The following is an 18,381-nucleotide window of genomic DNA, read 5'->3' as shown; positions in this document are numbered from 1 at the left end:
CAGTCTTGTCGGGACTTTGCGACACGCGTATGCTCGGCGATTCGTCTGTCCAACAGCAAAAAAAGCGGAATGCCCACATGTCTGATTTGAAAACTGCCGCTCTCGAATACCATGCCCAGCCACGTCCAGGCAAACTGAGTGTCGAGCTTACCAAACCTACCGCTACTGCCCGCGATCTAGCGCTGGCATACAGCCCGGGTGTAGCCGAACCAGTGCGCGAAATCGCCCGCGACCCTGAACTGGCCTACAAGTACACCGGCAAGGGCAACCTGGTAGCCGTGATCTCTGATGGCACCGCTATTCTGGGCCTGGGTAACCTCGGCCCATTGGCCTCCAAACCTGTTATGGAAGGCAAGGGCGTGTTGTTCAAGCGCTTTGCCGGTATCGATGTATTCGACATCGAAGTTGATTCCGAGAGCCCACAGGCTTTCATCGACACCGTAAAACGCATCTCCATCACCTTCGGCGGCATCAACCTCGAAGACATCAAGGCACCCGAGTGCTTTGAGATCGAACGTGCTCTGATCGAGCAGTGCGATATCCCTGTATTCCACGATGACCAGCACGGCACCGCTATCGTGACCGCGGCCGGCATGATCAACGCCCTGGAAATCGCTGGCAAAACCCTGGCTGACGCCAAGATCGTTTGCCTGGGCGCCGGTGCTGCCGCCATCTCCTGCATGAAATTGCTGGTGAGCATGGGCGCAACCATCGAAAACATCTACATGATCGACCGCACCGGTGTGATCCACTCCGGCCGTGACGACCTGAACCAGTACAAGTCGGCATTCGCCCACGCCACCGAGAAGCGCACCCTGGCTGACGCTATGGACGGCGCAGACGTGTTTGTCGGCCTGTCGGGTCCAAACCTGCTGAGCGCTGAAGACCTGCTGCGCATGGCGCCTAACCCGATCGTGTTCGCGTGCTCGAACCCGGACCCGGAAATCTCCCCGGAACTGGCTCACGCCACCCGTAACGACGTGATCATGGCCACTGGCCGTTCGGACTACCCGAACCAGGTCAACAACGTACTGGGCTTCCCGTTCATCTTCCGTGGTGCCCTGGACGTTCGCGCCAAGCGCATCAACGAAGAAATGAAGATCGCTGCAGCCAACGCACTGCGTGAACTGGCCAAGCTGCCAGTGCCACAGGAAGTGTGTGACGCTTACGGCGGCATCAAGCTGGAATTCGGTCGTGAATACATCATCCCGAAACCAATGGATGCACGCCTGATCACCCTGATCTCCGATGCAGTGGCCAAGGCTGCCATCGAGACCGGTGTGGCAACCCTGCCGTACCCGAAAAACTACCCGCTCAAAAGCGTGGATGACGTCTTCAACGGCTAAGTCCGTATAGCGTCACACTAAAACCCCGATGCTGTTGAGGCATCGGGGTTTTTGCTTTTCTGGCAGTGAACCTGAAATCAAGATAAGTCCATTAGCGTAATAGGAATCGTCCTACATTTATTCGGTCAGCCATCCGTTAGCTTCAGTCCTTTGTCCTGGGGGAGACTTTGTTCAGAAGTGTGCCCTCTTTATTTAGGAAGCATGGATGTTCAAACCCTGGCGCCCACACCCTTGTCGCGACACCCGCTTTCAACTGATTGATGAGCATGGCGCAGGCGCGCCCTATGCAGGGTTGGCCTATGAGCTGGTCGACCGGTACGGGCAAGTACACCACGGCTATCTGGATGCCAACGGGGCAGGCAAGGCTGGCAAGCAGATTGCCGAGCCTGTTGCCATTAGGTTTACGCAGGCCCACGACCGCAGTCGTGCAGTGTATTCGCGGTTGATGGACCGCCCGCATTACCCGCTTCACATCACCGAACTTCAGGTCAGGGCCGAACAGACCCGCTGGCTCAACACGGCCGGCGAACGCTCGCAGACCAGGCCGGCATCTGTCGACACTGATGCCGACTACTTTCAGGTTGAAGTCCGGCATCTGGTTGAGCATGTTTCGCACTTGCCCCCTGTGGTCGATAGCGCGTACCTGCCGCGCTGCTGGGCGCCAGGCGTCACCCTGGCCTGTGGCCGTTTAACCGTGCTGGAGGTTCGCCCTTTGCGAGCCTTGTGCCCGTTGCTGTCAACCGACTCGCAGTTCTGTGCGCTTAACCTCTACCAATTGGCGTTGATGGCCACGTTGAGTGATTGCCCCTTTGGTGATTCAAAAGGCAGGCCGCGTAGCTGGGGCTTCGATGAGGAGCGGAGCATGGGGGACTGGCAGGTCAGCCCCGAGCAGGCAAAATCGTATTACCCCTTGTATGACAATGTGGCGTATTCAAGGCGTCTGGAAATTGTGCCCTTCGACCCTGTGCTGTACCCGGCCAATGACCCGCATTCGCAAGCGGCTCAGGAGACTGCGGCCACGGTCCATTTCCGGGATGACATACGCTTGGGGCCAGCAGGCCCTGATGTCCAGGCCTTCGTCACCCATAACCATGACCTTATGCTGGTTGTTGTGCGCGGCACCTGTGCATGGTCGGACTTCGTACGCGATGTTGATGCGCTGCAAGTGCCGTTTGCAGAAGGCGAGGGCAAGGTGCATCGCGGCTTTTACGACGCGGCCAGGCAGGCGTGTACGCTGGTTGAGGCCTATATGGATAAATTCCATGCCGGGCAGCCAGTGCTGATTTGTGGCCATAGCCTGGGCGGTGCCGTTGCCTTGATCCTGGCGCAAATGCTGCGCCTGCGGCGCTCGTGCGAAGTGCAGCTGTATTCCTACGGCGCACCGCGGGCAGCCGACGCGACGTTTGTCAGCGCCGCCCGGGGGCTGGTGCATCAGCGTATGGTCAACCATAACGACCCGGTGCCCAGTGTGCCGGGGAGCTGGATGAGCACGCGGCTGTCTATTTACGGTGCCGGGGCGCTGATGACGTTTACTGGCGTGCCTGCAGGGTTTGGCGTGTTTGTGGCCGGCCTGAGCCGTTTGCTCGGTGAGCCGTACCAGCACCACGGCACCTTGCGTCACTTCATGCCTGTAGAGTTTGCTCAAGGCCAGGTGTCCCATGTGCTGTGGCAGCCGTTAAGCGATACCGTCACCCAGCATGCCTTGAGCCAGGCGGTGCTTGAACAAAAAAGCGCGCTGCCAGAGGTTGACGGGCTTCTTGAGCAACGGGTCGAGATTGGCCAGCAGTTTATGCTCGACAGTTATATCCCCAGCTGTTGGGCGGTCTTGCGCCGCAGCCAGCAAGCACAGCAGGCCCGGCGCTCGCTGGTGACAGAACGCGAAGTGCTGTTTGTGGATCAGGCCCTTGAGCATCTGGCGCAACAGCTACGGGTTAAATACCGTGAGGAAATGGCGCGTACGCGCAGCAGCTTTGAGGCGCAGGTGCACACCATGAACCTGCTGATGCGCGAGATGGGCAATGTCCATCAGACCCGCAAGCAGTTGTACACGCTCAGATTTAAAGTGCCCAGCCAGGCGGATGTGTTTGGCCGGTTTGCGCTGCATCCCGAGGCCCTGGCGCAAAGCCTGGTGCGCTGGGAGGCTCACAGCGAAAGTACGCGTATTGACCCGTTGGCCCTGGCGCCTGTTGATGAGTTGCTCGAAGACAGGTTGCCCCAGGGGCATATGCTTGCTTGAGGTGGCAAGCGGCAAGCTTTTAAGGGCTTGCCGCTCTGTTTATCAGAACAGATCTATTGGAGCTCCATCATCCGCCGGCAGCGGACTGCCCGGTGCCGGGTTGTTGCCCAGTTCACTGTTGGTCGGCGGTGTGTCTTCGCTCTTGAACAGTTCAAAGTAGGCGCCCGGGGTGCCTGGCGAGGCAATACGCCCGCTCGACGGGTCGATGCGCAAGCTGAGGATGCCTTCGGGCTCTGGCTGCGTGTGGGCAGGCTTGCCCTTGAGCGCGCCACCCATGTAAGTCATCCAGATCGGCAAGGCGACGGTGCCCCCGTATTCGCGACGGCCCAGGCTCTCGGGCTGGTCGAAACCGGTCCACACAGTGGTGACGTAATCGGCGTTGTAACCGGAGAACCAGGCATCCTTGGATTCGTTGGTGGTACCGGTTTTACCCGCCAGGTCTGTGCGGCCCAGCGCCAGGGCGCGGCGGCCGGTGCCGAGCTTGATCACGTCCTGCAGCATGCTGGTGAGGATGTAAGTGGTGCGCCCGTCGACAATCCGTTCGGCTACCGCTTGTGTTTCCACTGTTGGCAGGCCGGGAGCGGCATTGATGGTGTCGACGGTCAGCGCTGCAGCTTCGGGCGGTACGTCCTTGCTGGCGTCTTTGGGCACGCTTGGCGGGTTGGCCACAAACAGGGTCTCGCCGTTGCGGCTTTCGATCTTGTCGATCAGGTACGGCGTGATCTTGTAGCCACCGTTGGCGAATGTGCTCCAGCCAGTGGCGATCTCCATTGGCGTCAGGGTTGCAGTCCCCAGCGCCAGCGACAGGTTGCGCGGCAAGTCCTGTTTGTTGAAGCCGAACTTGCTGATGTAGTCGACGGTGCGGTCCACGCCCAGGCTTTGCAGCAGGCGGATCGAGACCAGGTTGCGCGATTTGTACAGTGCTTCACGCACGCGGATCGGGCCGAGGAAGGTGTTGGTGTCGTTCTTCGGGCGCCAGACCTTGTCCAGGTATTCATCGACAAACACGATCGGTGCGTCGTTGACCAGGGTGGCGGCGGTGTAGCCGTTATCCAGGGCGGCGCTGTAAATGAACGGCTTGAAGCTCGAACCTGGTTGACGCTTGGCCTGCATCGCCCGGTTGTAGTTGCTTTGCTCGAAGGCGAAGCCGCCCACCAGTGCGCGAATGGCGCCGTTATCCGGGTCCAGCGATACCAGCGCGCCTTGTACGGTAGGCACCTGGCTGAATTTGTAGCTGCCGTCGGCCTGGGGTTGAACGCGAATCAGGTCACCGACCTGAGCCACATCCGAAGGCTGCTTGGGCATCGGCCCCATGCTGTTGGTATTGAGGAACTTGCGCGCCCATTTCATGGTGTTCCATGAGACGTGGGCTTCACCGGTGCGGGTCAGTACTTGGATGCCGTCCTTGTCGACCTGGGTCACGATGGCCGGCTCAAGGCCGCTGATCGGGCGCTGCTTGGCCAGTTCCTGGGTCCATGCGGCCAGGGTCTTGCCCGGCAGGCGCGATTCGGGGCCGCGGTAGCCGTGGCGCTGGTCATAGGCAATCAGGCCTTCATGCACGGCTGTGTTGGCCAGTTCCTGAAGGTCGCTTGGCACCGTGGTGGTTACGCGGAAACCTTCGGTGTAGGCGTCGCTGCCATAGCGACCGACCATTTCGGCACGGGCCATTTCAGCGATATAGGGCGCGCTCACTTCCGGGGTTGGCACATGGTAGCTGGCGTTTACCGGCTCGGCGATGGCCGCTTCATAGCTGGCCTGATCGATTTTACCCAGCTTGTACATGCGCCCCAGGATCCAGTCGCGGCGCTCTTTGCTGCGCACCGGGTTGGCCAGCGGGTTAAACCGCGAAGGGGCCTTGGGCAGGCCGGCGATCATCGCCATTTGCGCCAGGCTCAGGTCACGGATCGACTTGCCGTAGTAAACCTGGGCCGCGGATTCGATACCGTAGGCGCGGTTGCCCAGGTAAATCTTGTTGACGTACAGCTCAAGGATCTCGTCCTTGGTCAGCTCGCGTTCGATTTCCAGGGCCAGCAGGATTTCGTTGGTCTTGCGCGAAAAGCTGCGCTCGCTGGAGAGGAAATAGTTCTTCGCCACCTGCATGGTGATGGTGCTGCCACCTGATTGTATGTGTCCGCTTTTTACCAACTGCGTGGCGGCACGCATCAGGCTGCTGGGGTCTACCCCGTAGTGATTGGCGAAATTGTCATCTTCTGCAGAAAGCAGGGCGTTGATGAAATTGGGCGGAATGTCGGCGAACTTGATCGGTGAGCGGCGCATTTCGCCAAACTCTGCGATCAACTTTCCGTCGCTGGTGTAGACCCGCAAAGGAATCTGCAACTGGATGCTTCTCAACGACTCTACGGACGGCAAGCCAGGACTAAGATAGAGAAACGCGCCGCTCAACACGAGCAATAGCCCGCAGAACACGGCAACGAAAGACCACCCGAAAAACTTCAGCAGACGAATCAAGGCTTTTGGATTTCCAGATCAAGAAATGGGTTTGCACGTCAGGGTAGTGCGCAGTTGCGCCGGGTCGACGATACGGAAAAAACGCCCGGCATTATAAGCATTTTTCGCTCATGAACGTCATGAGCCGCATGTCAGAACAGGTTTTGCACGGATCTCATTTTTTACCCTCCGTAAGTGACGGATTGCATTAGGGAAAACAAAGGTGCCCGGATTATTTGCTCAAGCACGCCAGTGCTGCATCGGCGTAGATATCAGCCAGCAAGCGATCAAAATCGTCGAGCTGAGCCGTTCACAGGGCCGGTTCAAGCTCCAGGGCTATGCAATGGAGCCCTTGCCAGCCGGGCTTATGGATGATCTGACCGGCGCCGAAGCCAAAAGTGTCGTGCCAGTGCTTGTCAGGGTGCTGGAACAGGCAGCAGTGATGGCCCGTGATGCCATTATCGCGGTGCCTGACGGGCAGGTTATCTGCAAAACCCTGGAGGTGGAGGCAGGCTTGAGCGAGGTCGAGCTTGAGCTGCATGTGCGCCTTGAGGCAGAGCAGCACATCCCTTGTGCGCTGGATGACATGGCGCTGGATTTCGAGGTGCTGGAGCACTTGTCGAGCCAGCCCGGGCGGGTCAACGTACTGATGGGCGCATGTCGCCAGGAGGCGCTGGAGTGGCACCGTTCGGTCTTGACCGGTGCCGGACTGATCCCGCGCGTGGTCGCTGTGCAGAGCCATGCCCTGGGGCGGGGCGTTGGCGCCATGACCGCAGGCCTGGCCCGGGACGTAGCCGTGGCGGTGGTCGACGGTGCAGCCCGTGCGGGCGTATTGAGTATTGTGCAGCAGGGGCGGGTCATCTACTCCCGGGAGCTGGCAGGGGCGCATGCCTTCGAAGTCACACTGGTTGAGCATCTGCAGCACGAACTTGAGCTGTTTGGGCCTGTGGGCCTGATCGTATTGGCCGGCGAGGCGGCCGTGGTTCCGGGGCTGGCACGGCGGGTCGAGTCTCGCCTGGGTACGCCAACCCGCATCGCCAACCCGTTTATACAGATGGACCATACCCCCACACTTACCCCTGAAGCCTTGCTTTGCGATGCACCGCTGTTGTTGACTGCCTGCGGCCTGGCCTTGAGGGGGTTCGATTAATGGCGAGAATCAATTTGTTGCCCTGGCGCGCGTTGTTGCGTGAACAGCGGCGCAGGCGTTTTTTGGTGGTGCTGGGGGTTTTGTCTGTATTGGCCGTGGCGGGGCTGTTTGCTGCCGATCACTTTATTGACACGTTGGTAGAACGCCAGCTGGAGCGCAATGATCTGATCCGCAGTGCCACGTTCCAGCTCGATGGCCGTGCGCAGCAGATCGACCAGTTGAAGGTGCGCCGGGAGCAATTGCTTGAGCGCATGCAAACAATAGGGGCGCTGCAGGCCAGCCGCTCGAGCAGCGGGATCATTCTGGAACAATTGGCGCGCAGCTTGCCGGAGGGGGTGTATTTCACCGACGTAAAAATGACCGAGGGCACCATCGTCATCACGGGGGTTGCCCAGACCAACACCCTTGTCGCCCAGCTGATGCGCAATCTCGATGCTTCGCACTGGCTGGAAACACCGCAACTCAATGACGTCAAGGCAGACCCTGCCCAGGCGGGGGGGCAGGAACGACTGTTCCAGATGACCGTGCGTGAAGCCCGGCATGCCCCTGCCGGGGGCGCGCTGTGATGCCTGCGCATTGGCTCGACAGCCTGCGCAGTATCGACCTGCGGGAACTGGACCCCGCCAACGCGGGAACCTGGTCGCCAGCGCGCAAGGCAAGCGTGGCCCTGGCGTGGCTGGGCCTGCTGCTGATATCGGGCTATGCACTGCTGCTTCAAGTGTCGGTGGCACGCTTGCACCAGCTGCATGAGGCACAAGCCACGCTGAAGGCGACGTTTGAGTCCAGGGCCGCACAGGTGGCCGGCCTGGAGGCCTATGAGCTGCAAGTACACAGGCTGCAAGCCGGGTTCGACGGGTTGCACGCTCAGTTGCCCGCTCAGGCACAAGTACCCGAATTGCTGGATGAGGTTTCGCGGTTGGGCCAGGGCAATGGTCTGCTGGTCGAGCACATTCAGTGGCTCCCCGAAGTCCTGCAAACGTTCTATGCCGAGCTGCCACTGCACATGACCCTTGTGGGTGGCTATCACGAGCTTGGGCTTTTCGTCAGTGCCTTGGCCAGCCTGCCGCGCATTGTCACCGTGCATGACCTCAGCCTTGCGCCGAGCAGCGGTACAGGCGACGGTCAGCTGCGCATGACGCTGCTGGCAAGAGCCTACCGCAGCCATGACCAGGGGCTGACCCCGTGAGTGTGGGTTGGCGGGTGTTTGGCGCCGGATTGCTGGCAGGCCTGGCGGGGTGCGACAGCTCCCAGAGTGCCGCCGAGCTGCACCGCTATTTGCAGGACACGCCGGGGCATGCCAGCGCAACCATTGAGCCGCTCCCCATGATCACGGCTGCGCCTGCGTTTACCTACGATGCAATGGCTTTGCGCAATCCGTTCCAGGCCATCGCGGGGCAAGGGGGCGGCAGTTGGCAGGTCAGCCTGGCTGGCGATGAGCTTGATGCGGACCGGCCCCGGCAGCTTCTGGAAGGCTTTGATCTGGAGCAGTTTGAAATGGTTGGCGTGCTGTCCAGTGAGTCGCAGGCCAGCGCCTTGCTGCGGGTCAATGGGGGTATTCACCGCGTGAAAGTGGGCGATTACCTGGGGCGCAACAATGGTCAGATTGCCTTGATCCAGGCGCAGCAGATTGAAGTATTTGAACTGATTCCCGATGGTCGGGGCGGCTGGCTGGAAAGGTCCCTGACGATCCCTTTAAAACAACAGTCTTAACGGATAAACACATGAAAAGGATTTCACCGGTCTGCGTACTGGCGCTATGGAGTGCGCTGAATTCGCAGGCAACACTGGCGGCCGTGCAGGCCGCGCCTTCATCCGTCGCGAGCTATGTGGGCGAACCCATGTCCCTGAACGTGCAGAACCTTGAAGTACGCACGGTGCTGCAATCGCTGGCGGATTTTAACGGGTTCAACCTGATGGTCAGCGACACCGTGAAAGGCAGTATCACCCTCAGTTTGCAGGACGTGCCCTGGGATCAGGCGCTGGCTCTGGTGCTTGGCAGCAAGGGCCTGGGCAAGCGCCTTGAGGGTAATGTGCTGTGGGTCGCGCCCCTGGACGAGATCGCCGCCCGCGAGCGGCCAGAGCCTGCGCCTTTGCGTCGGGAGCTGGTGCAGGTCAATTACGCCAGGGCGGCAGATATTGTCATGCTGTTTCAGTCAGTGACCGGCGGTCAGGCCGGTCTCGAGGGGCAGGGCACGATCACGGTGGACGAGCGCACCAATAACATCATTGCCTTCGAATCCAGTGAACGGCTGGATGAGCTGCGGCGCATCGTGGCCCAACTGGACGTGCCGGTGCGCCAGGTGATGATTGAGGCCTGGATTGTCGAGGCGGGAGTGGACTTCGAAAAAAGCCTGGGTGTTCGCTGGGGTGGGGCGTCAAGCAACAGCGGCCTGTGGAGTGCCAGCGGCATCACCCAGCCACTGGAGTCAGGGGCTGCGCCCGGCAACGCCAGCGCGCCTTTTGTCGACCTGGGGGTTTCGCGCAACTCATCGGGGTTGGGCATCGCCTTTGTGACCAACAATGTGCTGCTGGACCTGGAGCTGACGGCCATGGAAAAAACCGGTAATGGCGAAATTATCTCGCAGCCCAAAGTGGTTACCGCAGACAAGGAAACCGCCAAAATCCTCAAAGGCACGCAAATTCCCTATCAACAGGCCAGCAAAACCGGCGCTACATCGGTTTCGTTCAAGGAGGCCTCGCTGTCGCTGGAGGTGACGCCGCAAATCACCCCGGACAACAGCGTCATCATGGCCGTCGTGGTGACCAAGGATGAGCCTGATTACATGAGCCGGTTGCAGGATGTACCGCCCATCAAGAAGAACGAGGTCAGGGCCAAGGTGTTGGTCAAGGATGGTGAAACCATCGTGATTGGGGGGTGTTCTCAAAAACTCAAAGCAAAGTGGTAGATAAAGTGCCATTTTTGGGCGATCTGCCGTATGTTGGCCGACTTTTCCATAGAGACGTTGTCCTGGAAAAAAAATCCGAACTGCTGGTGTTCCTGACTCCGCGTATCATGAACAACCAGGCGATTGCTGTGAGTCATTGATTCTGTGCGAAATTTGATTCTTGTTGGGCCAATGGGGGCTGGAAAAAGCACCATCGGACGTTTGCTGGCCAAAGAGCTGCACCTGCCGTTCAAAGATTCCGATAAGGAAATTGAAGTGCGCACGGGTGCCAATATCCCGTGGATCTTCGATAAAGAAGGCGAGCCGGGCTTTCGCGATCGTGAAACAGCCATGATTGTCGAGCTGTGCCATGAGAACGGCATTGTTCTGGCCACCGGTGGTGGCGCGGTCATGCGCCCGGAAAATCGGCAGGCGCTGCGCAATGGCGGGCGTGTGGTGTATTTGCACGCCTCCATCGAACAGCAGGTGGCGCGTACCTCCCGTGACCGCAACCGGCCATTGCTGCGCAATGCCAACCCGGAAAAAATCCTGCGCGACCTGTTGGCCGTGCGCGACCCGCTTTATCGGGAAATCGCCGACCTGGTGGTTGAAACCGATGAACGGCCACCGCGCATGGTGGTGCTCGACATTCTTGAGCGTCTGGCCCAGCTGCCTCCCCGCTAGCACCTGGCGAGGCGAGGGGCGGCGAAGCGCTCGCAAGACCATTAAAGTGCGATACGAAATGCGCTATTCTCGGCGCCGAGCATGCCTTTTTACGGCGTGCCATCACTTGATAATTGCGAAGCAGGGCGCTGGCGCCGTGCTTCAACGCGGGGTTTCATGCAGACAGTGAAGGTTGATCTAGGCGAGCGTAGCTACCCGATTCATATTGGCGAAGGTTTGTTGGATCAGCCGCAGTTGCTGGCTCCGCACATCGCCGGTCGCCAGGTGGCAATTGTGACCAACACCACGGTCGCGCCACTCTATCTTGAACGCTTGACCCGTAGCCTTGCGCAGTTCTCGGTATTGCCGATCATCCTGCCCGATGGCGAGTCGTTCAAAAACTGGGAAACCCTGCAGCTGATTTTCGATGGCCTGCTCACTGCCCGTCATGACCGACGCACTACCGTGATTGCCTTGGGCGGCGGCGTTGTCGGCGATATGGCCGGTTTTGCAGCGGCTTGTTACCAGCGTGGTGTCGACTTTATCCAGGTGCCGACCACTTTGCTGTCCCAGGTCGATTCGTCGGTGGGCGGCAAAACCGGCATCAACCATCCGCTGGGCAAGAACATGATCGGTGCGTTCTACCAGCCCAACCTGGTGCTGATCGACACCCAGACCCTCAACACCCTGCCGGCCCGCGAACTGTCCGCAGGGCTGGCTGAAGTCATCAAGTACGGCCTGATTTGCGACGAGCCGTTCCTGACCTGGCTAGAAGACAACATGGATGCCTTGCGTTCTCTGGACCAGGCTGCCCTGACGGCCGCGATCCAGCGTTCGTGTGCGGCCAAGGCCGAAGTGGTCGGCGCCGATGAGCGCGAGTCGGGCGTGCGTGCCACGCTCAACCTGGGGCATACCTTTGGCCATGCCATCGAGACCCATATGGGCTATGGCGTGTGGCTGCATGGTGAGGCCGTCGCTGCGGGCACCGTGATGGCGCTGGAAATGTCCGCCCGTCTGGGCTGGATCAGCCATGCGGAGCGTGATCGCGGCATCCGTATTTTTCAGCGCGCCGGCCTGCCAGTAGTGCCGCCCAGCGAAATGACCCCGGCCGACTTCATGCAACACATGGCAGTAGATAAAAAAGTGATCGACGGTCGTATGCGGCTGGTGCTGTTGCGCCGCATGGGCGAAGCCACAGTGACTGACGATTATCCACAAGAGGTTCTACAAGCCACGCTGGGTGCGGATTACCGCGCGCTGGCTCAGCTTAAAGGTTAATAAGATCCCGATGACTAGTTTGCATGCCGACGAGGCGTTCCTCGGTCACTTCCAGCTCAACCACGACCCCTTTGCCCCACGGGTTCCGGGTTTCAAGTTTTTCCCGGCCCAGCGCAAGCCGGTGCTGGGGCAGTTGCATCACCTTGCCCGCTACAGCCAGCTGCTGCTGGTGGTCACGGGGCCTGAGGGCAGCGGTAAAACCTTGCTGCGCCAGGCATTGGTGGCGAGCACCAACAAGCAGTCGGTGCAAAGTGTGGTGGTTTCGGCGCGCGGGGCCGGCAATGCTGCTGGCATCCTGCAGCAAGTGGCGCAAACCCTGAACGTTGCCCGTGCAGATGTAGGCTCCATCCTGGCGCAAGTGGTGCAACTGGCTCTGACCGGGCAGGAAGTCTACCTGCTGGTCGATGATGCCGAGCAGCTCGACGAGTCTGCGCTGCAAGCCTTGCTGGCGCTGGCTGCAGGCACGCCGGAAGGCCGTCCGCATGTGTTCCTGTTCGGTGAGCCGTCGATGATTGCCGGTCTTGAGGAACTGAGCGCTGATGAAGAGCGCTTCCATGTCATCGACCTGCAGCCCTATGACCTCGAGGAAACCCGCGAGTACCTGGCCCAGCGTCTTGAAGGTGCCGGGCGCGGGATCGAACTCTTTAGCGCGCAGCAGATCTCAGATATACACGAGAGCTCCGAAGGCTGGCCCGGGATTATCAACCAGGTCGCCCGCGATGCAATGATCGAAGCCATGATTGCCAGCCGCTCAGCGGTCAAGCGTCCAAGTATGGGGTTCAAGATGCCGAAGAAACACGTATTGGCCATTGGTGCAGTAGTGGTAGTGGCCGTCGCTGCTGCCGTTCTGATTCCGGGTCGCAGCAAGGCGCCAACGGCGCCGGGTACTGAACAGACACAATTGGGTCAGGCCGCGCCGAACAGCGGTGCCCAGCCGTCGGTTGATTTCGCCGGCTCTTCGCAGCCGATGCCGTTGCCGCTGGTTGGGCAATCGCAGCCGGTCATGCGTGGCCCGCTGGCTGAAGCCGCCGGTGGTATCGCTGAGGGCGACGACGGCGGTGTGCCTGCGGTCGACGGCGGTGTTGCTTCGCCACCGACCGTCACCACCACTGCGCCACCGGTCGGCGTACCTGCCGGCCCGGCGCCTGTAGCCACGCCGCGCCCGACACCGGCGCCGACCGTAGCTACGGCCAAACCTGCTCCAGCACCAGTTGCCAAGCCTGCTCCAGCCCCGGCAGCCAAGCCTGTGGCCAAGCCGGCCGAGAAACCGGTCACCCTGGCCAAGGCCGCACCGGGTGGCAGTTGGTACAGCAGCCAGCCTGCCAACAACTATGTCGTGCAGATCGTCGGCACCAGCTCTGAAGCGTCTGCGCAAAATGTCGCCAAAGAACTGGGCGGCGACGCTCGTTACTTCAAGAAAACCTTGAATGGCAAGCCGTTGTACGTCGTCACCTATGGCAACTTCCCAAGCCATGCTGCGGCCACTGCAGCAATCAAGAACTTGCCAGCGAAGACGCAGGCTGGTAAACCTTGGCCTCGCACTGTCGCCAGCGTCCAAAAAGAGCTGGCTACAGCTCGCTGATGATCCGGCGACCTTACCCAGGTCGCCGTTCTAGCACATCAAATCCCTGCTTGTGCATACGTGCTTTCCAAGACGTGTGCCTTGTGGTGTCTGCGCCGCGCTGCAGTCGACATCAAAAATGTTTTGACTAGCACGAGCAATCGCTTTAAACCTTTCATAAATGCGACACGAACTTACGGTTAATCGCCGCTAAATTTGTGGGTCTTTATGACGGTGTGTAGAATGACCACCCTTTTGCCCCTGCCAAGCTGGCGTACGTTCAGCGCGGGAAGCAAGTGGTTGAATTAAAAGAAATTTGCCCCTTTTTGGGGCAGCCTGGTGAGAAAGTGTCTATGAAAGCAGGTCTGTACCACCCCGATGAATTCAAGGATAACTGTGGTTTCGGCCTGATTGCCCATATGCAGGGCGAGCCCAGTCATACTCTTCTGCAAACCGCCATTGAAGCCCTGACCTGCATGACCCACCGCGGTGGGATCAACGCAGACGGCAAGACCGGTGACGGTTGTGGCCTGCTGATTCAAAAGCCTGACCTGTTCCTGCGTGCAACCGCCAAGGAACAGTTCGGTACCGATTTGCCCAAGCAATACGCGGTCGGCATGGTGTTTTTCAACCAGGACCCGATCAAGGCCGAAGCGGCCCGCAGCAACATGAATCGCGAAATCCTCGCCGCCGGCCTGCAACTGGTGGGCTGGCGCAAGGTGCCGATCGATACCAGCGTGCTGGGTCGCCTGGCGCTGGAGCGTTTGCCGCAGATCGAGCAAGTGTTTATCGCCGGTGACGGCCTGAGCGATCAGGACATGGCGATCAAGTTGTTCAGCGCCCGCCGCCGCTCGTCGGTGAGCAACGCCGCTGACAGCGATCACTACATCTGCAGCTTTTCCCACAAGACCATCATTTATAAAGGCCTGATGATGCCGGCGGACCTCACCGCCTTCTATCCGGACCTGAGTGATGAGCGCCTGCAAACCGCGATCTGCGTGTTCCACCAGCGCTTCTCGACCAATACCCTGCCGAAATGGCCGCTGGCCCAGCCATTTCGCTTTCTCGCCCACAACGGCGAGATCAACACCATTACCGGCAACCGCAACTGGGCCCAGGCCCGTCGTACCAAGTTTGCCAACGATCTGATCGGCGACCTCGACGAACTCGGCCCGCTGGTCAACCGCGTGGGTTCCGACTCCTCCAGCATGGACAACATGCTCGAGCTGATGGTCACCGGTGGCATCGACCTGTTCCGTGGCGTGCGCATGCTGATTCCACCGGCATGGCAAAACGTTGAAACAATGGACCCCGACCTGCGGGCGTTCTATGAGTACAACTCCATGCACATGGAGCCGTGGGACGGCCCGGCGGGCGTGGTCATGACCGACGGTCGCTACGCGGTCTGCCTGCTCGACCGCAACGGCCTGCGCCCGGCGCGCTGGGTCACGACCACCAACGGCTATATCACCATTGCCTCGGAAATCGGCGTATGGGACTACAAGCCTGAGGACGTGATCGCCAAAGGCCGTGTCGGCCCGGGTCAGATCCTGGCCGTGGACACCGAAACCGGCCAGGTGCTGGACACCGACTCCATCGACAACCGCCTCAAGTCGCGCCATCCGTACAAACAGTGGCTGCGCAAGAATGCCCTGCGCATTCAGGCGACGATGGAAGACAACGACCACGGTTCGGCGTTTTACGACGTCGATCAGCTCAAGCAATACATGAAGATGTACCAGGTCACGTTCGAAGAGCGCGACCAGGTGCTGCGCCCGTTGGGCGAGCAAGGCTACGAAGCCGTAGGTTCGATGGGTGATGACACGCCAATGGCCGTGCTGTCGCAACGTGTTCGCACGCCATACGACTACTTCCGCCAGCAGTTCGCGCAGGTCACCAACCCGCCGATCGACCCGCTGCGTGAAGCCATCGTCATGTCCCTGGAAATCTGCCTCGGTGCCGAGCGCAACATCTTCCAGGAATCCCCTGAGCACGCTTCCCGTGTGATCCTCAGTTCGCCGGTGATTTCGCCTGCCAAGTGGCGTTCGCTGATGAACCTCGACCTGCCGGGCTTTGAGCGTCAGATCATCGACCTCAACTACGACGAGAGCGTCGGCCTGGAGGCGGCCGTGCGCAATATCGCCGATCAGGCCGAAGAAGCCGCACGCGCCGGTCGCACCCAGATCGTGCTGAGCGACCGTCATATCGCGCCGGGCAAGTTGCCGGTTCACGCCTCGTTGGCTGTGGGCGCCGTGCATCACCGCCTGACCGAAAAAGGCCTGCGTTGCGACAGCAACATCCTGGTCGAAACCGCGACTGCCCGTGACCCGCATCACTTTGCGGTGCTGATCGGCTTCGGTGCCTCGGCGGTCTACCCGTTCCTGGCCTACGAAGTGCTGGGCGACCTGATCCGTACCGGTGAAGTACTGGGCGACCTCTATGAGGTGTTCAAGAACTACCGCAAAGGCATCACCAAGGGCCTGCTCAAGATCCTCTCGAAAATGGGTATCTCGACCATCGCTTCGTACCGTGGTGCGCAGCTGTTCGAAGCCATCGGCTTGTCCGAAGAAATTTGTGAACTGAGCTTCCGTGGCGTGCCAAGCCGCATCAAGGGCGCGCGTTTCGTCGACCTTGAAGCCGAGCAAAAGCTGCTGGCAGCCGAAGCCTGGAGTGCGCGCAAGCCGATTCAGCAAGGCGGCCTGCTCAAGTACGTACACGGTGGCGAGTATCACGCCTACAACCCGGATGTAGTGGCCACCCTGCAAGCCGCCGTGCAACAGGGCGACTACAGCAAGTTCAAGGAATACACCGCGCTGGTGGACAAGCGCCCGGTATCGATGATCCGCGACCTGTTCAAGGTCAAGACCCTCGACACGCCGCTGTCGATCGACGATATCGAACCGCTGGACTCGATCCTCAAGCGTTTTGACTCGGCCGGTATTTCCCTGGGTGCCTTGTCGCCCGAGGCTCACGAAGCCCTGGCCGAAGCCATGAACCGCTTGGGCGCACGCTCCAACTCCGGTGAGGGCGGTGAAGACCCGGCGCGCTACGGCACTATCCGCAGCTCGAAGATCAAGCAAGTGGCCACGGGCCGTTTCGGTGTGACACCGGAATACCTGGTCAACGCCGAAGTGCTGCAAATCAAGGTTGCGCAAGGCGCCAAGCCGGGCGAGGGCGGGCAACTGCCGGGCGGCAAGGTCAACGGCCTGATCGCCAAACTGCGCTACGCCGTGCCGGGTGTGACCCTGATTTCGCCACCGCCGCACCACGACATCTATTCCATCGAAGACTTGTCGCAGCTGATCTTTGACCTGAAACAAGTCAACCCGAAAGCGCTGGTATCGGTGAAGCTGGTAGCAGAAGCGGGCGTAGGCACCATTGCCGCAGGCGTGGCCAAGGCCTATGCCGACCTGATCACCATCTCCGGCTATGACGGCGGCACCGGTGCATCACCGTTGACCTCCATCAAGTACGCGGGCGCACCCTGGGAGCTGGGCCTGGCTGAAACCCACCAGACCCTGCGCGGCAATGACCTGCGTGGCAAAGTGCGGGTGCAAACCGACGGTGGCCTGAAAACCGGCCTCGACGTGATCAAGGCGGCGATCCTGGGCGCTGAAAGCTTCGGCTTCGGCACCGCGCCAATGATCGCCCTGGGCTGCAAATACCTGCGTATTTGCCACCTCAACAACTGCGCCACCGGCGTTGCGACGCAAAACGAATCGCTGCGTAAAAACCATTACATCGGCACTGTCGACATGGTGGTCAACTTCTTCACCTATGTGGCCGAAGAAACCCGTGAATGGCTGGCCAAGCTGGGCGTGCGCACCCTGGAAGAGCTGATCGGGCGTACCGACCTGCTGGAAATCCTCCAGGGCGAAACCGCCAAGCAGCACCACCTGGACCTGACGCCACTGCTGGGCAGCGACCATATCCCGGCCGACAAGCCGCAATTCTGCCAGGTCGACCGCAACCCGCCGTTCGACAAGGGCCTGCTGGCCGAGCAGATGCTCGACATGGCGCGCCCGGCGATCAACGACATGAGCGGTGCCGAGTTCGACCTCGACATCTGCAACTGCGACCGTTCGATCGGTGCCCGTATCTCGGGTGAAATCGCCCGTACCCACGGTAACCAGGGCATGGCCAAGGCACCGATCACCTTCCGCTTCAAAGGCACTGCCGGTCAGAGCTTTGGTGTGTGGAACGCCGGTGGTTTGCACATGTACCTGCAAGGCGACGCCAACGATTACGTAGGCAAAGGCATGACCGGCGGCAAGCTGGTGATTGTTCCGCCTGCAGGCAGCGTCTACAAAACCCAGGACAGCGCGATTGTCGGCAACACCTGCCTGTATGGCGCCACCGGCGGCAAGCTGTTCGCAGCGGGCACGGCGGGCGAGCGTTTCGCCGTGCGTAACTCCGGTGCCCACACCGTGGTGGAAGGCACAGGCGATCACTGCTGCGAATATATGACAGGCGGTTTTGTCTGCGTGCTGGGTAAAACCGGTTACAACTTCGGCTCAGGCATGACCGGCGGTTTCGCCTACGTGCTGGATCAGGACAACACGTTCGTCGACAAGGTTAACCACGAGCTGGTGGAAATCCAGCGGATCAGTGGCGAAGCGATGGAGGCTTACCGTAATCACCTGCAACACGTGCTGGACGAATACGTTGAGGAAACCAACAGCGAGTGGGGTCGCAACCTCTCGGAAAACCTCGATGATTACCTGCGTCGTTTCTGGATGGTCAAGCCCAAGGCTGCCAGCTTGAAATCGTTGCTCTCCAGCATCCGTGCCAACCCGCAGTGATATGCGCCTGAA

Annotated in this window: 11 protein-coding genes and 1 pseudogene; 11 read left to right on the top strand and 1 reads right to left on the bottom strand. The window is 60.2% G+C overall.

The window, feature by feature from the left end:
- Positions 1 to 77 precede the first annotated feature (77 nt).
- A complete protein-coding gene (locus tag BFC21_RS16695) occupies positions 78 to 1,346 on the top strand; it encodes a malic enzyme-like NAD(P)-binding protein (RefSeq protein WP_088378425.1) in 1,269 nt (422 codons plus the stop codon).
- A 205-nt stretch (positions 1,347 to 1,551) separates the two neighbouring features.
- Positions 1,552 to 3,582 carry a lipase family protein gene (locus BFC21_RS16690; RefSeq protein ID WP_120266381.1) on the top strand — a complete coding sequence of 677 codons (2,031 nt, stop codon included), beginning with the start codon at positions 1,552 to 1,554 and terminating at the stop codon, positions 3,580 to 3,582.
- Positions 3,583 to 3,624: 42 nt separating this feature from the next.
- Here the strand turns inward: BFC21_RS16690 and BFC21_RS16685 are convergent, their stop codons facing one another.
- Positions 3,625 to 6,048, bottom strand: coding sequence for a penicillin-binding protein 1A (locus tag BFC21_RS16685; protein WP_371914963.1), 2,424 nt, complete (start codon positions 6,046 to 6,048; stop codon positions 3,625 to 3,627).
- A 205-nt stretch (positions 6,049 to 6,253) separates the two neighbouring features.
- Here BFC21_RS16685 and pilM point away from each other — a divergent pair, with 205 nt between their 5' ends.
- From pilM to gltB, 9 genes and pseudogenes are all read left to right on the top strand, one after another.
- Positions 6,254 to 7,180: a type IV pilus assembly protein PilM gene (gene pilM, locus BFC21_RS16680; protein WP_120266380.1), complete on the top strand. Its 927-nt coding sequence runs from the start codon at positions 6,254 to 6,256 to the stop codon at positions 7,178 to 7,180.
- On the top strand, positions 7,180 to 7,746 hold the full coding sequence (locus BFC21_RS16675; protein ID WP_088378421.1) for a PilN domain-containing protein: 567 nt from the start codon (positions 7,180 to 7,182) through the stop codon (positions 7,744 to 7,746). The genes pilM and BFC21_RS16675 overlap by 1 nt, the downstream gene beginning before the upstream one ends.
- On the top strand, positions 7,746 to 8,366 hold the full coding sequence (locus tag BFC21_RS16670) for a type 4a pilus biogenesis protein PilO (RefSeq protein ID WP_088378420.1): 621 nt from the start codon (positions 7,746 to 7,748) through the stop codon (positions 8,364 to 8,366). Before BFC21_RS16675 ends, BFC21_RS16670 begins: the two co-directional genes overlap by 1 nt.
- The gene (locus BFC21_RS16665; protein WP_088378419.1) at positions 8,363 to 8,890 is read left to right on the top strand and encodes a pilus assembly protein PilP; all 528 of its coding nucleotides are present in this window, start codon (positions 8,363 to 8,365) and stop codon (positions 8,888 to 8,890) included. Before BFC21_RS16670 ends, BFC21_RS16665 begins: the two co-directional genes overlap by 4 nt.
- 110 nt (positions 8,891 to 9,000) lie before the next feature.
- Positions 9,001 to 10,226, top strand: a pseudogene (locus BFC21_RS16660) (type IV pilus secretin PilQ); the annotation flags it as partial.
- Positions 10,227 to 10,230: 4 nt separating this feature from the next.
- The gene (gene aroK, locus BFC21_RS16655) at positions 10,231 to 10,749 is read left to right on the top strand and encodes a shikimate kinase AroK (protein ID WP_029611693.1); all 519 of its coding nucleotides are present in this window, start codon (positions 10,231 to 10,233) and stop codon (positions 10,747 to 10,749) included.
- Between the two features lie 156 nt (positions 10,750 to 10,905).
- Positions 10,906 to 12,006, top strand: a complete 1,101-nt coding sequence (gene aroB, locus BFC21_RS16650) for a 3-dehydroquinate synthase (RefSeq protein WP_088378417.1) — start codon at positions 10,906 to 10,908, stop codon at positions 12,004 to 12,006.
- Between the two features lie 10 nt (positions 12,007 to 12,016).
- The gene (locus BFC21_RS16645) at positions 12,017 to 13,588 is read left to right on the top strand and encodes an AAA family ATPase (protein WP_016783192.1); all 1,572 of its coding nucleotides are present in this window, start codon (positions 12,017 to 12,019) and stop codon (positions 13,586 to 13,588) included.
- Positions 13,589 to 13,920: 332 nt separating this feature from the next.
- Entirely contained in the window at positions 13,921 to 18,369 is a 4,449-nt protein-coding gene (gltB, locus tag BFC21_RS16635; RefSeq protein WP_088378416.1) for a glutamate synthase large subunit, read from the top strand.
- Positions 18,370 to 18,381 lie beyond the last annotated feature (12 nt).

It is taken from the genome of Pseudomonas sp. TMW 2.1634, assembly GCF_001703595.1.
GTDB classification, from domain to species: Bacteria; Pseudomonadota; Gammaproteobacteria; order Pseudomonadales; family Pseudomonadaceae; genus Aquipseudomonas; species Aquipseudomonas fragi.
The sequence above is the reverse complement of the archived record's forward strand: the minus strand, read 5'-3'. Positions and strand labels throughout refer to the sequence as shown.

Bases quoted from the DNA above. Each gene is read 5' to 3' on its own strand.
- aroB (WP_088378417.1), top strand. From the start codon at position 10,906: ATGCAGACAGTGAAGGTTGATCTAGGCGAGCGTAGCTACCCGATTCAT.
- BFC21_RS16645 (WP_016783192.1), top strand. From the start codon at position 12,017: ATGACTAGTTTGCATGCCGACGAGGCGTTCCTCGGTCACTTCCAGCTC.
- BFC21_RS16690 (WP_120266381.1), top strand. From the start codon at position 1,552: ATGTTCAAACCCTGGCGCCCACACCCTTGTCGCGACACCCGCTTTCAA.
- BFC21_RS16670 (WP_088378420.1), top strand. From the start codon at position 7,746: ATGCCTGCGCATTGGCTCGACAGCCTGCGCAGTATCGACCTGCGGGAA.
- BFC21_RS16695 (WP_088378425.1), top strand. From the start codon at position 78: ATGTCTGATTTGAAAACTGCCGCTCTCGAATACCATGCCCAGCCACGT.
- BFC21_RS16675 (WP_088378421.1), top strand. From the start codon at position 7,180: ATGGCGAGAATCAATTTGTTGCCCTGGCGCGCGTTGTTGCGTGAACAG.
- gltB (WP_088378416.1), top strand. From the start codon at position 13,921: ATGAAAGCAGGTCTGTACCACCCCGATGAATTCAAGGATAACTGTGGT.